The 13,691-nt window shown below is 51.1% G+C and carries 14 protein-coding genes and 1 riboswitch; of the genes, 2 read left to right on the top strand and 12 right to left on the bottom strand.

Going from position 1 to position 13,691, the window contains the following annotated elements; all coding sequences use genetic code 11:
- Positions 1 to 71: 71 nt before the first annotated feature.
- From AC3QL0_RS13070 to AC3QL0_RS13035, 8 genes are all read right to left on the bottom strand, one after another.
- Positions 72 to 1,265, bottom strand: a complete 1,194-nt coding sequence (locus tag AC3QL0_RS13070) for an acetyl-CoA C-acyltransferase (RefSeq protein WP_493008873.1) — start codon at positions 1,263 to 1,265, stop codon at positions 72 to 74.
- Complete coding sequence (locus AC3QL0_RS13065; RefSeq protein WP_493008872.1) at positions 1,262 to 2,569, bottom strand: ArgE/DapE family deacylase; 1,308 nt, start codon at positions 2,567 to 2,569, stop codon at positions 1,262 to 1,264. Before AC3QL0_RS13065 ends, AC3QL0_RS13070 begins: the two co-directional genes overlap by 4 nt.
- Before the next feature lie 16 nt (positions 2,570 to 2,585).
- Positions 2,586 to 3,233 (bottom strand): 3-oxoacid CoA-transferase subunit B, encoded by a 648-nt coding sequence (locus AC3QL0_RS13060; protein ID WP_493008871.1) that lies wholly within the window; start codon positions 3,231 to 3,233, stop codon positions 2,586 to 2,588.
- Positions 3,220 to 3,915, bottom strand: a complete 696-nt coding sequence (locus AC3QL0_RS13055) for a CoA transferase subunit A (protein ID WP_493008870.1) — start codon at positions 3,913 to 3,915, stop codon at positions 3,220 to 3,222. Before AC3QL0_RS13055 ends, AC3QL0_RS13060 begins: the two co-directional genes overlap by 14 nt.
- 21 nt (positions 3,916 to 3,936) lie before the next feature.
- A complete protein-coding gene (locus AC3QL0_RS13050; RefSeq protein WP_493008869.1) occupies positions 3,937 to 4,695 on the bottom strand; it encodes an amino acid ABC transporter ATP-binding protein in 759 nt (252 codons plus the stop codon).
- Positions 4,696 to 4,698: 3 nt separating this feature from the next.
- Positions 4,699 to 5,361 (bottom strand): amino acid ABC transporter permease, encoded by a 663-nt coding sequence (locus AC3QL0_RS13045; RefSeq protein WP_135861661.1) that lies wholly within the window; start codon positions 5,359 to 5,361, stop codon positions 4,699 to 4,701.
- 12 nt (positions 5,362 to 5,373) lie between these two features.
- Positions 5,374 to 6,141: an ABC transporter substrate-binding protein gene (locus tag AC3QL0_RS13040; RefSeq protein WP_493008868.1), complete on the bottom strand. Its 768-nt coding sequence runs from the start codon at positions 6,139 to 6,141 to the stop codon at positions 5,374 to 5,376.
- 79 nt (positions 6,142 to 6,220) lie between these two features.
- The gene (locus AC3QL0_RS13035) at positions 6,221 to 7,558 is read right to left on the bottom strand and encodes an aminotransferase family protein (RefSeq protein ID WP_493008867.1); all 1,338 of its coding nucleotides are present in this window, start codon (positions 7,556 to 7,558) and stop codon (positions 6,221 to 6,223) included.
- Positions 7,559 to 7,762: 204 nt separating this feature from the next.
- Between AC3QL0_RS13035 and AC3QL0_RS13030 the strand changes: the two genes are divergently transcribed.
- On the top strand, positions 7,763 to 8,677 hold the full coding sequence (locus AC3QL0_RS13030; RefSeq protein ID WP_430220677.1) for a LysR family transcriptional regulator: 915 nt from the start codon (positions 7,763 to 7,765) through the stop codon (positions 8,675 to 8,677).
- Positions 8,678 to 8,702: 25 nt separating this feature from the next.
- Here AC3QL0_RS13030 and AC3QL0_RS13025 read toward each other — a convergent pair whose 3' ends face one another.
- Both AC3QL0_RS13025 and AC3QL0_RS13020 read right to left on the bottom strand, forming a co-directional pair.
- On the bottom strand, positions 8,703 to 9,440 hold the full coding sequence (locus AC3QL0_RS13025; RefSeq protein ID WP_493008866.1) for a siderophore-interacting protein: 738 nt from the start codon (positions 9,438 to 9,440) through the stop codon (positions 8,703 to 8,705).
- Positions 9,433 to 10,653: an arabinose transporter gene (locus tag AC3QL0_RS13020; protein ID WP_493008865.1), complete on the bottom strand. Its 1,221-nt coding sequence runs from the start codon at positions 10,651 to 10,653 to the stop codon at positions 9,433 to 9,435. The genes AC3QL0_RS13025 and AC3QL0_RS13020 overlap by 8 nt, the downstream gene beginning before the upstream one ends.
- Positions 10,654 to 10,710: 57 nt before the next feature.
- On the opposite strand from AC3QL0_RS13020, the gene AC3QL0_RS13015 reads away from it, so the two are divergent.
- The gene (locus AC3QL0_RS13015) at positions 10,711 to 11,370 is read left to right on the top strand and encodes a TetR/AcrR family transcriptional regulator (RefSeq protein WP_493008864.1); all 660 of its coding nucleotides are present in this window, start codon (positions 10,711 to 10,713) and stop codon (positions 11,368 to 11,370) included.
- Here the strand turns inward: AC3QL0_RS13015 and ribB are convergent.
- Complete coding sequence (ribB, locus tag AC3QL0_RS13010) at positions 11,367 to 12,053, bottom strand: 3,4-dihydroxy-2-butanone-4-phosphate synthase (RefSeq protein ID WP_493008863.1); 687 nt, start codon at positions 12,051 to 12,053, stop codon at positions 11,367 to 11,369. The genes AC3QL0_RS13015 and ribB overlap by 4 nt on opposite strands.
- A gap of 112 nt (positions 12,054 to 12,165) precedes the next feature.
- Positions 12,166 to 12,335: riboswitch (FMN riboswitch) on the bottom strand.
- A gap of 150 nt (positions 12,336 to 12,485) precedes the next feature.
- Positions 12,486 to 13,679: an acyl-CoA dehydrogenase gene (locus tag AC3QL0_RS13005; RefSeq protein ID WP_135861560.1), complete on the bottom strand. Its 1,194-nt coding sequence runs from the start codon at positions 13,677 to 13,679 to the stop codon at positions 12,486 to 12,488.
- Between the last annotated feature and the right edge of the window lie 12 nt (positions 13,680 to 13,691).

Below are 13,691 nucleotides of genomic sequence, written 5' to 3'. Positions count from 1 at the left end.
AGGAAAACTTTCTGAGTATACGTGAAAACTACGTATGGCTCTCAGTACCCCCGTTAGGCTGTGCGGGCTTATCAGACGCGTTCAATTAGCATAGCAATACCTTGTCCGCCACCTATGCAGGCAGCAGCAATGCCATAGCGACCTTGCCGTTGATGCAACGTGCGCGCCAGTGTGCCGACTAAGCGTATACCTGTTGCGCCCAGCGGGTGCCCCAGAGCCAAGGCACCACCATGCACGTTAACGCGTTCGGTATCAATGCCTAACGATTGAATGGCATACAGCGGTACCACGCTAAAGGCCTCGTTGATTTCCCAGAAATCAATATCTGACACGCTGAAACCTGTTTGTTGCAGCAAACGCTGCACGGCAGGGACTACGCTTTGGCCCATCATTTCTGGGCGCACACCACGGTCTACGCACGCCACGATACGGGCCATAGGTGTGAGGTTGTATTGCTGTACGGCGGTTTCTGAGGCCAACAAGCCTAAAGCTGCACCGGTAGTTAGTGGTGAACTGTTACCCGCACTAATCACACCATCTTCTTTGAACACGGTTTTCAGCTCAGACAGTGCTTCTACTGTGGTGCCTGCACGTATGCAACTGTCGAGGTACACAGTGGCTTCACCGTTTTCCATAGCGGGCAGCGCTATGATTTCTCCAGCCAGATAGTTAGTCGCTTGTGCTTGTGCGGCACGCTCATGGGAACGCACAGCAAAGCGGTCCATTTGTTCACGACTAATTCCCGCAAAGGTGGCCAAATTTTCGGCTGTAAGCCCCATGTTCATGGCGTGTGTCATGTCATAGGCTTTGCTGTTTTGTATCGTAGCAGAGAGCTGTGGGACAGTCAGTGTGCCTTCTTGGAACAGGCTGGGCCCCATAGGGATACGTGTCATGTGTTCGTAGCCGCCAGCAATTGCCAAGTCCGCTGCACCAGATGCAATGTTCAGCGCGCTAGCGCGTAGCGCCGCAATACCGGAACCACATTGTTGGTCAATGCTACGACTGGCACACTGGTCACCCAACTGGCTTAACAACAAGGGGTAACGTCCACCGAAGCTCCATTGTTCTTTAACGCCCAAGGCGCAACCAATACTCAGGTCGTCCACGCTATCGCTGTTGAGGCCATTGTCATCCAAACAATGATCAATCAAGTGAGCCAACAAAACATCGGCACGTTGTTCGGCAAAGCTGTCTACTTCCGGTTTACGTGAATTGGCACGACTAAAGGCCGAGCGTTTGTAGTAACTCAGGTATACGGGTTTCATGAACGAGACTCCAACTGCCCCCAGCGGCTGATGAACAGTGCATAGGTTTTAAGGGTTTGACGTATGGATTCGATGTTGACGCACTCATCCACACCATGAATGTTTTGTGCGACAGGGCCATAACAGGTACCAGCGGTGCGACTGTAGAAATGGAAGGCGCGCAGGTCAGTCGTACACGTAGACAAATAATGGCCTGGCTCAGCATGTGTCAGGCTTTGGTGTGCGGCAGAAAGCTCACGTATGCCATCGTGTTTCATGTCTACCAAGTGGCCTTCAGAACGGAAACCATGGAAACGCAGGATAGGGCGTTGGTCTGCGAAAGCAGGGTCTTTAGCGACGGCCTCTTCAATGCAATCACTGACCTTTTGCATGATCTCATTGGCAGACATCCCGGGCGGGAAGCCTATACGGGCTTCTAGTTGTGCATGTGAAGGCACGCTGGAGGCCCAGTTGCCACCTTCCATCTTGCCTATGTTCAAGTTGAAAGGCTGTGCCATCGTGTCGTAAGGGGCTTGTCTATGATGCTCGTTCAGCTCTGTCTCTAAGCCTTTTAGCCACGGAATCAAGCGTTGCAGCTTTTCAATGGCGTTGATCCCAGCAGAGGTGTCCAGCACGTGTGCCGGTTTACCTTTGACGGTAAGTTTGAACCACAGTACACCCACTTGGCCTGTGTAAATCTGTGCGCCAAAAGGTTCAGGGATCAGTGCGAAGTCACCACCAAAACCTTGGTTTAAGCAGGCTAAGGTACCGTTGCCAGAACATTCTTCTTCTACCACTGCCTGTATGGTTAACGGCGATGTGATCGTAAAGCCTGCGTGTCGTATGGCATGCACCGCATAGATCATGGCAGCTACGCCTGATTGCATGTCACCTGCGCCACGACCATAAAGCCAGCCCTCATGACGCCAAGGTTGGTGTGGGGGGCGTGACCACATATCAGAGGGCTCAGCGCTGACCACATCTAAGTGACCATTTAGCACCAACGATTTACCTGCTGCACCGGGGTTGAGTTGGGAGACCAAGTTGTATTTATGGTCGTGATCCCAATCCACAGGGGCGTACAATGGGTGGCTGCACAAGGCGTGGTGCTTCATGTGCACGCGTTGTGGTGCGAGGTTTAGGCGTGTCAGCCTGTCCTCAACTACATCTAAAACGCCTTGCTCGTGGTTCAGTACGCCGTACTGACTCACCATGTTTTCGGTGAACTCAAGTACCTCTTCAAAGACGCTATCGCAACTGTTTAGGATGCGCTGCTCCGCCGCCGTAATGTCGCGTACGGCGGGAAAAGTAGTGTTGTGACTCACATTGATTCCTTTGTGCTTAGAATTCCGCGATGTGTTCAGGCAGAATGAGCGGTGCTTCAGTCATGGCAATAAGCTCATCTAGGGTGACGTCGGACGCTTTTTCAACCAGCAGTAAACCCTCAGGCGTGACATCCATGACGGCTTTATCGGTGATGATGCGTGACACGCAACGTTCTGCGGTCAGTGGCAAACGGCATTCTTTAAGGATTTTGGAATTACCGTATTTATCGCAGTGCGTGCTGAGTACGACGATGCGAGGGGTTTTTTGAGCCAACTCCATGGCCCCACCAATGCCGGGCGAGAACTTACCAGGAATTTTCCAGTTAGCCAGGTTACCGTGTTGGTCTACTTCAAACGCGCCAATCATGGTGAGGTCTAATTTCCCACGTCTGATCATGGCAAAGGACACAGCGCTATCGAAGTGACTACCGCCAGCCACGGTGGTGACGTAGTTACCGGCTGAGTCAATCATCTGTGGGTCGATGTCATTCACAGCCGGTTGTGGACCTACGCCTAGAATGCCGTTTTCAGCGTGAATCAACACTTCTAAATTATCGGGTAAGTAGTTCACCACTTGAGCAGGCAAGCCAATGCCTAGGTTCACAATGCTGCCGGGAGTAATTTCGCGGGCAGCGCGCGCGATGATGCGATCAGTGTTTGACATGATGAGCCATCACTCCGTATTCAGTAGACAAGCCGTCTAGTACCACCACATTCTTGATGAAAGCGCAGGGGGTTTGGACGGCAGCAGGGGGAAGTTCGCCGGGCGGGCAGCAGTTTGCGGTTTCCGCAATCACATGCTCTGCAGCCATGGCCATCAAGGGATTAAAGTTGATGGCAGAACCGTGGTAAGACAAGTTACCCACATGGTCGGCACGTGCGGCGTGTATCAAGGCAAAGTCGGCTTGCAGAGCCATTTCTATTTTGTAGCGATCGCCTTTCCATGACAACACATCATCAGCTGCGGTGATTTCGGAGTTCAGGCCAATATCTGATAAAAAGCCGTAACTGCCAGCACCTGCGGTACGGATTTTCTCTGCCAAAATACCTTGTGGATAAAACTCTACCTCTAAAGTGCCGGCATTCATCTGTTCGATCACATTACGGTTTAAGCCAATGTGTGTCGCGATCAGTTTGCGTACGCGGCCTGCCTCAATGAGCTTGCTGATGCCTAAGCCCATTTCATTGGCATCATTTTTGATCAAGGTCAGGTTGGTTTGACCTTGGCGCAGCAGCTCATTAATCAACGCAAACGGGGTGCCGGGGCTGCCAAAACCACCAACCATAATGCTGGCGCCGGAAGGAATCTGCGCAATCGCCGATTCCAAAGAAATACATTTATTCATGCTGTTCACTAACCGATAAAACTAGAGGTGAATGCTGGCCAGGAATTTCTGGGTGCGCTCATGCTGGGGGTTATTGAAAATCTGCTCAGGCGTACCTTGCTCGATGATGTAGCCGCCATCCATGAAAATGACGCGATCAGCGACCTTGCGAGCAAAGTCCATTTCGTGTGTGACCACCATCATGGTCATGCCCTTAGTGGCTAAGGACTCCATCACGCTTAGCACCTCGCCTACCAACTCAGGGTCCAGCGCTGAGGTGGGTTCATCAAACAGCATCACATCGGGGTTCATCGCCAGTGCGCGCACAATGGCAACACGCTGCTTTTGACCACCAGAGAGCAAGTCAGGGTAGACGTCTTTTTTGTCTGCCAAACCTACGCTGTTCAACAGTTCTACAGCTTGTTCTATAGATTGTTGTTTATCGCGCTTCAGTACTTGAGTGGGGCCTTCAATAATGTTTTGCAGGATGCTCAAGTGCGGGAACAGATGGAAGTGCTGGAACACCATGCCCAAGTTGGTACGTATATGGCACAGGTGGCGTTCAAAGGCACGGCCTTTAAGGCTGGTGTCATTGATCAGCGTCTCTTTGAGGAAAATCGTGCCACCGGTGGGGACTTCCAGATGGTTCACCGTACGCAATAAGGTACTTTTTCCTGAACCACTGGGGCCAATCACCACAATCACTTCACCGGGCATGATCTCTAAGTCTACAGAGCGCAGTACCTCTAGATCACCATAGCTTTTCTTCAGACCTTTAATACGGATAATAGGTTGTGTCATGGCTTATCTCCGGCTTGTTTTCAGGTGTAGACGTTTCTCAACCAAGCGCAGCAACAAGGCGATAGCCGTGGTCATGATGGCGTACAGCAGGGTGGCGCCCAAATACAGTTCGAAAGGCTTGTAGGTGGTGCCCACCAACTGTTGGGTTTTCATGGTGAGTTCCACCAACGTAATGGTAGAAACCAGCGAGGTATCTTTCACCAGAATGATGAAGTTATTACCCAGTGGTGGAATGATGTTGCGAATGGCTTGCGGCAAAATAATGCGGCGCATTGCTTTAGCTCGCGACATACCAATAGACAGTGCAGCTTCGGTTTGGCCGAAGTTTACGGATTGAATCCCTGCACGAATGGTCTCTGCGTTATAAGCACCTACGTTTAATGCCAAGCCTAATACACCAGAGGTAAAGGGCGATAGGTCAAAGCCCAACTGAGGCAAGCCGTAATAAATAAGGAACAGCTGAATTAACAGCGGAGTAGAACGAATCAACCAGACATAAAAGCTGGCGATCACATTCAAAATAGGGTTGTGGGACAGTTTGGCTAACGCTGCTCCTAGGCCGAAGATCAGGCCTAGTACAAGCGAAACGATAGACAAATAGAGGGTCAACAGAGCTGCCTCGGAAAGTACGGGCAGGTACTGTGCAATGATGCTCCAGTCAAACATGAGAATCTCTTTTTAGCGTATGTCTGTACCGAAGTACTTTTCACTGATTTGGGTGTAAGTGCCGTCGTCGCGCATGTCTTGCAAAGCGGTGTTGATGGCTTGTTGCAGCTCAGGTCTGCCTTTTCTGATCGCAATACCGACTTCTTCTTGGTACAGAAGGTCACCCGCCATTTCCATGGGGGCGTTGCGTTCTTTAATGGCCATCAGGCCGGTGAGGCGTGTGGTGACGAAGCCAGACAAACGTCCAGTCATCACATCCATGATGATTTGTGGATCGCCTTTGTAGGTACGCACTTCTACTTCTGGTACGTTCTGACGCAACCAGTCTTCAAAGGTAGTGCCTAGGGTAACGCCGATGGTTTTGCCTTTAAGGTCTTCAATGCTTTGTAAGCCTGAACCTTGTTTGACGAAGAGTTGAGCACCGTCACGGTAGTAGGGCTCGGAGAAGTCGATAGCTTCCAGGCGCTGAGGGGTAATGGCCATGGAGCCTATGATAGTGTCGTAACGATCTGCCATCAGTCCGGCAATAATGCCGTCCCACGCGGTGGTAAGGGGTTGTGCTTTGGCGTCTAGTCTTTTGGCAACTTCATTGCCTATTTCTATGTCGAAGCCAGTAAGCTCACCGCGCTCATTCACAAAACTGAAGGGTGGGTAAGCCCCCGTCATTGCAAAAGAAAGTGTTTGGTTTTTAAGACCATGATCAGGCGTATCAGCGTGAACATGTGCCGGACCAAGCAGGCCCAGCGTTAGGGATGCCGTGGCAATGGCAATTTTTATCATGGTTGTCCTCCTTTTTTTGTGTACACCAGGCGTTATGCCCCCCGGTGAGTGGGGGCATAACAAAAGGCAAAGCCTGGTCTTAGAGAGAGCTACGCAGCTCTGTCAGTGTCTCGTCCAGCAATTGGATTAATGTGTCTATTTCTGCTGGTGTAATCGTCAGGGGTGGGCAGACCAAGAAGTGGTCGCCGTTAAGGCCGTTTAGCGTACGGCGTGGGTAAATCAACAAGCCTTTGCGTTTAGCGATCTGCGTCACTTTGTTAAAGAGATTCAGTTCGGCAGGCCAAGGTTCTTTAGTATTGCGGTCTTGTACCAACTCCATGCCATACAGCATGCCTATGCCGCGTACATGACCAACGATGGAGTGTTTTTCAGCCAGTTGGTGCAACTGCTGACCTAGGTAAGCGCCGGTTTCTCTGGACTTGGTAATAATGTCGTCTTCCAGCATGGTGCGCATGATGGCTACACCTGTAGCACATGCCATCGGATTACCCGCATAAGTGTGACCGTGTTGGAAACCACCCGATGCCATGACTGCATTCACGATCTCACCGCGAGACAAAATAGCGGCGATGGGGTAGTACCCTGCGCCCAAGCCTTTAGCCAGTGACACGATGTCGGGTTTGATATCCCAGTTTTGGTAGGCCAGCCATTGACCGGTACGGCCCATACCTGTCAACACTTCATCAAAAATCAGCAGGCAACCATAACGATCACACAGGGCACGAATGCCGTCGAAGTATTGCTGAGTCAGCATGCGAGCACCAGTGCTGGCACCGCCTACTGCTTCGATAACGATGGCGGCAATAGTGTCTCCACCTACGGCCTCAATGCGTTTTTCGGTTTCAGCTAAGACGGCAGCAATGTGCTCTTCCAGCGTTGCTTCGGTATAGCGGTACAAATCCGGAGTAGGGACTTTCACTGCTGTATTGGTGATGGGTTCGAACGGTTCTTCCAATGGAAAGTAGCTGGTTAGCCCCAATGCACCTAATGTGCTGCCGTGGTAGGAAGGCGTGAGCGAGACAAAACGTGTACGTTGCGGTTGGTTGGTCGCAAAGAAGTATTGTCTGGCTAATTTGATGGCACTTTCTACGGCTTCGGAACCGCTACCTACAAAGAATACTTTGTTCAGGTAGCGATCAGTCATGTCGGCCAGCATGGAAGCCAACTCAATGGCTTCGGAGCTTTCAAACTGGGTGCGGTAGCTAAAGGCCACTTTGTCCAGTTGAGCTTTCATGGCTGCTTTGATTTTGGGGTGGTTATGCCCCAAGTTGCAGGTGATTGCGCCCGAGCAACCATCTAAATAGCGTTTGCCGGATTGATCCCACAGATACACGCCGTCAGCATGGCTGACCAGCGGCAACTGGGTATTGGCTTGATAAAAGAGGGGGCTGTTGTCTGTCTCGGTATTTGTGGTCATTGTTATCTCTGAACTAAAGAAAAGGTTCAAGATTTGAGGTATTTGAGCAGATTATAGGTGTGTGTTTTTTTATTGTAAATTATAATGTTTTTTCATTATTTGATGATTTTTTATCATCAACTTTGGAGCCAGATTAACAAATAAAAAGAGCCGTAACGCTGCAGAGATAGGCGGGTGATGACGGCTATTCGGAGACTAGGTTTTATGTCTGATATCAATCTAAATTCATTGAAATCTCTGATTATTTTCAAAGTGTTATACGAAACGGGAACTGCTACACGCACCGCCAAAGATTTGGGCATTACGCAATCGGGGGTGAGTCGTTCGTTAGCACAGTTAGAAGAGAACATAGGCATACAGTTGTTCATGCGGCATAAAAAACGCTTGGTGGCGTTACCTGAGGCCGATGAGCTGTATAACGAGATACTGCGTTTGATTGGTAATTTAGAAGAAATGAAGCACAGTATTGTGGCGTTGCGAGAGTTTGGGGTGTCGCGTTTACGTCTGGTGTCTGCACCGGCGTTGGGCTTTGGCTATGTGCCGCAACTGATCGCCAGCGTACTGCGCATTAATCCGCACTACAGCTTTTCCTTTGACATTTTATCTAGCCCAGAAATTGTACGTGGCGTTGAGTCAGGCTTATTTGATGCCGGTTTTGTCACGCTGCCGGTGTCTACGCAGTCGCTGGTGGTAGAGGAACTGTTTGATGTTGAGGCGGTGTGTTTGATTCCTTCCGATCACCCTTTGGCATCGCGTGAGCAAATAGGGCTGGAAGACTTACAAGATCAGCATTTGGTGATTCCTAATCAGCCCAACTTGGCGGCAGATCAGTTGCTGTTGTTGATTGCTCAACATGGGGTGAATATTGCAGGGAAAACCGAATCCAATATCGCCAGTATTTGTAGTTTGGTCGCCAATGGAGTGGGGGTGGGATTGATTAACCCCTTGACGGCGCATGACATGAATACCAATGGTGGCTTGTCTATTAAGCCATTCAGACCAGCGTTTAAATACCGTTTTGGCTTGGTATATAAACAGAACTGGTCTGAAAACAGGCTGATTGAGTTACTGAAAAACAATCTGCCTGACTTAACTAAATATACGCAGATGGGGCACTAAGTTTGCATGGTAAAGGGCGTAGGCGTTATGAATCTTTGTGGTCGCCTTCGCCAGCTTTCCAATAGCCTTTGGCACTCACGCGATGCTTAGGTAACTCCACATCTTGCAGATAATGTAGTCGCAGTGTGCGTATAGCAGTGGACTCACCCGCTATCCAGATATAGCCAGGGCCTACGGGTAGCGATTGCGACAGCAGTGTTTTACACAGATTTTGGCAAGGCTCAGACGATGTGATAAGCCACTGTGTACGCAAGATGGCAGGGCTGGGTATGGATTGTTGTTCCATTTTATCTGGCACTTCAATAAAGACGCGGGCATCAATTTCCGGTGGAAGTTGAGCCGCAATACTTTGTATGCCGGGCAAGGCAGTAGTATCACCGGCAAGTAGTACCCATTCAGCATCGCAGGGCAGGGAGAAGCCCCCACTACGCGGGCCAGCAATACCCACATGTTCACCTGCTGTGGCTTGGGATGCCCAGAATGATGCAGGACCAGAGTCAGCCTCTGTGCCATGCAGTACGAAGTCCAGATCCACAGTACCGGCTTTGTGGTCTATATGGCGGATGGTGTAGGCCCTACCTTCACCAGAAGGTAGGAAAACTTTCACCCATGCAGCAGGCTCAGTCACGCCTTCTACGGTTAAAAATTCAGCAATCTCGTCGCCGCCAACGGTAATGCGTTGCATCAGTGGGGTGACAGCATGTACATCACGCACCACGCCTACGGCGCGGGCGGTACGAGGTTTTTGTATTACTTCAGACATGTTGTGTTCCTTTGGGTGCAGAAATTAACAGGCGTACCGCGACCAGTAAGGAGGACGCTACTGCAATAGCACCTACCAAATACACGGCATCGACGCCCCATGTACCGGCTACAGCACCCAATGCAGGGCCGGTAATTCCTAACGAAATATCTAAGAAAGCCACATAAGCCCCCATGGCTACACCACGGTTTTGTGGTGGCGCACGGCGCACGGCTTCTACGCCAAAACCAGGAAAAGCAAGCGAGTAACCAAAGCCGGTAAGGGCGGCACCAACGTAGGCAATGACGGCGGTATCCGCACCCCAGATCAGTAGTTGGCCCAACGCTTCGATGAGTACGCAAACCAGTGCGACGCGAGCGCCACCGAGTTTGTCGGGTAAGTGGCCAAAGAAAATACGCGCAGCGATGAAGGCCAAACCAAAGGCTGTGAATGCGAGCGAGGCATTACCCCAGTCATGCGCAGCAAAGAGCAACGCGATAAAGGCAGTAATCACCCCAAAGCCTACGCTGGACAGCGCTAAGCCCATCCCTGCACCCCACACAACGCCCAGCACTTTGTAGAAAGGGGTACGGCGATTCGCAGTAGGTGGCAATGCACGCAGGTTGGCAATCACAGCCAGAGAAATAATGGGCAGTACCGCCGCTACGACAGAGATACCAGCAAAGCCTTGTAGATCATTAATGGCGACGCCAACAGGGGCACCCACAGCGTAAGCACCGTACATGGCAATACCTACCCACGCCATGACTTTGCCCGCATTTTGTGGGCCTACCAGACCTACACCCCAGCTGAGCGCACCGGTGACTACCAAGCTTTCACCGCAGCCTAGTAGCACACGCCCTAGGAGCAGCACCCACACTGAGGCGGTGGGAGATTGGGTGAAAGCTAAGGAGGCTAAGTAAGCAATCCCTGAACTTGAGGCCAGAAGAAAGCCCATGACAACAGCGCGTTTAGCGCCACGGGTATCGGCTAAATTGCCGGCCCATGCACGGGAAAGTAGAGCGGCAGCAAATTGTGTGCCTATCACTATCCCAACCACCAACGTGCTCATCTCTAAACCGTCATGCACGTGCAGCGGCAGAACGGGTAAAGGTAGCCCGATGGTGAGAAAACCTATAAACACTGCCAAGGTAATAGGCAGCAACGTCACAAAAACATTCGCTACTGGTGATGCCGCCGTGGCGGCAGAGGTAGCCTTCGAACGACCAGACATGAAAAACTCCAAACATGAGCATTTACTCGATATTTGATATAATATGAATGTTTACTCATGTTGAAAACTCATGTTTGGATGGCGTATATGGAAGCCTTACCTCAACCACGGCGCGTCCCGCGTCAAGCCCGTTCTAGGGCGTTAGTAGAAGCAATTTTGGAAGCGACGGCTCGCGTTTTAACCGAACGAGGCTATGCCGGCACCAATACCAATGTGGTGGCAGAACGTGCAGGAGTCAGTGTGGGATCGGTATATCAGTACTTTCCTAATAAGGATTCACTGATCACAGCGTTGCATGAACGGCATGCGGCAGAAATGCAGGCAGCCATTGAAACCGTATTAGCGACCGCACAGCCGCGCAGCCTATATGAACATTTGCGGGCTATTGTGCATGCGTTGTTAGCAGCCCATCAGGTGTCACCAGAGTTGCATCGGGTACTGGAAAAAGAGTTTCCGTTTTTTGATGCGCCACGGGATCAAAGCCCTGCCGATCAAAGCATCTTTTTGCGTATACGGAAATTGTTGGAAGACCACCGCAATGAAGTCGCCCCCACCAATCTGGATTTAGCCACCTGGGTGGTATTACAGACGATGGAGGCGTTGATTCATGCGGCAGTGATTACGCCATTGCCACAGCATTCTATGGACGATGTAGAGCAGGCAATTGTGGATACCTTGGCTGGCTACTTGGTGAGCAGACAGCCTAGCCCCTGTTAATACGCCGAGCCGGTGTCTTGGCAGTAGGTCACTAGATCGGCGATGGCCAGTACGGGCAGTTGATTACGCTCAGCGTAGTCAAATACATCATCGCCACGCATCATGGTGCCGTCTGGGTTCATCAACTCGCACAACACGCCCATAGGGCGTAAGCCAGCTAAGGCAGCCAAACATACAGAGCCTTCGGTATGGCCCTGTCTAGCCAATACGCCACCCGGATGGGCTCGTAACGGGAATACGTGGCCCGGGCGGATCAAGTCATGGGGTTGTGCCGTTGGGGCGATAGCTGCTTGGATAGTAGTGAGTCGGTCGCGAGCACTCACGCCAGTGGTAACGCCTTCACGCGCTTCAATGGTGACGGTAAACGCTGTACCGTATGGACTTTCGTTGTTAGGCACCATTTGCGGTAAGCCTAAACGAGCCAGAGTGTCTTCAGTCAGACATAGGCAGACAATGCCACTACCATCGCGGATCATTTGCGCCATGCCGCTTTCGGACAGGCATTCGGCAGCAAAGATTAGATCAGCTTCGTTCTCGCGGTCATAGTCATCCATGACGACAACAGGAATACCGGCACGCACAGCCTCTAAGGCGGCATGCACGCGTTGGTGTACAGCTTCAGTTGTGGAAGGGAAGTTCGCAAGGGCAGGCGCTGCGCGCTCTGCTAAAGTGGTATGAGACATATAAACGCTCCTCGTAGACAACAATAATGAGAAGACGTTTTCGGGGCATGCAGCAGCACACACAATACTCACTGCATAGGCGTGTGCCTACGTGATGAGGTCGTGTAATACCACACATCTTCTTTCATCCGGACTATGACCGTCGGCTCTGGTTTGTGTGCCAGATCTGCTGACCCCATGCATTGCTGCATGGGCGCTCGCGGGCTTGTAAAGACCAATCAGCACGATGCTGTTGCTTTACCTACCGCCGGTGGGGAGTTACACCCCGCCCTGAAGACGCTTAGTATTGGCAGAAGTACCAATCACTCGATTTTATAGAGCCTAGCCAACGTGTTCAACTCGCGTTTGGTTATAAGCAAAAAAAAGCACCCTTGGGTAAGGGTGCTTCAAAAAAGCGGATCTTCACGTAAAAAAGACCAGCACTGCTTTTGATTAATAGAAGGCTTGCAGACCTGTTTGTGCACGGCCCAAGATCAGGGCGTGAACGTCGTGTGTACCTTCATAGGTGTTCACAACTTCCAAGTTCACCAAGTGGCGGGCAACGCCGAACTCGTCGGAGATACCGTTACCACCCAGCATGTCACGCGCCAAACGTGCGATATCCAAAGACTTACCGCAAGAGTTACGTTTCATGATGGAGGTGATTTCTACTGCAGCAATACCTTCGTCTTTCATGCGACCTAAGCGCAAGCAACCTTGCAAGCCCAGTGTGATTTCAGTTTGCATGTCGGCCAGTTTTTTCTGGATCAATTGGTTAGCAGCCAATGGGCGACCAAACTGTTTACGATCTAGTGTGTACTGACGTGCAGTGTGCCAGCAGCTTTCTGCAGCACCCAGAGCACCCCAAGCAATACCGTAACGAGCGGAGTTCAAGCAAGTGAATGGGCCACGTAGACCAGTCACTTTAGGCAGCATTTGAGCTTCTGATACTGGTACTTCGTCCATGACGATTTCACCAGTGATGGAAGCACGCAGACCAACTTTGCCGTGGATAGCAGGAGCGGACAAACCTTTCATGCCTTTTTCCAAGATGAAGCCACGGATTTTGCCGTCGTCTTCACCGCCAACTACCTTCGCCCATACAACGAATACATCAGCGATAGGGGAGTTAGTGATCCACATTTTGGCGCCGGTCAGCAGGTAGCCGTCGCTAGTTTTCACTGCGCGTGTTTCCATGCCGCCTGGGTCGGAACCGTGGTTAGGCTCTGTCAAACCAAAACAACCAATCCATTCGCCGGAAGCCAGTTTAGGCAGGTATTTCTTTTTCTGCTCTTCGCTACCGAATTCGTTGATAGGCACCATCACCAAAGAGGACTGTACGCTCATCATGGAACGGTAACCGGAGTCTACGTATTCCACTTCCCTAGCGATCAAACCGTAGCACACGTAGTTCAAACCAGAGCCACCGTATTCTTCAGGAATAGTTGGTCCCAGCAAGCCCAGCTCACCCATTTCACGGAAAATGGATACATCTGTTTGCTCATTGCGGAAAGCTTCCAGCACGCGAGGTGCCAGTTTTTCCTGGGCATACGCATGCGCCGCATCGCGCACCATACGCTCTTCTTCCGTCAACTGCGTGGATAGCAAGAGAGGGTCTTCCCAGTGAAAAGAAGGCTTGCTGGACATGTGATTCTCCTA

Source organism: Paenalcaligenes sp. GW821-LYS-B07-1 (assembly GCF_058803365.1).
Note: the sequence above shows the minus strand (reverse complement) of the source record. Positions and strands in the feature narration are given on the sequence as shown.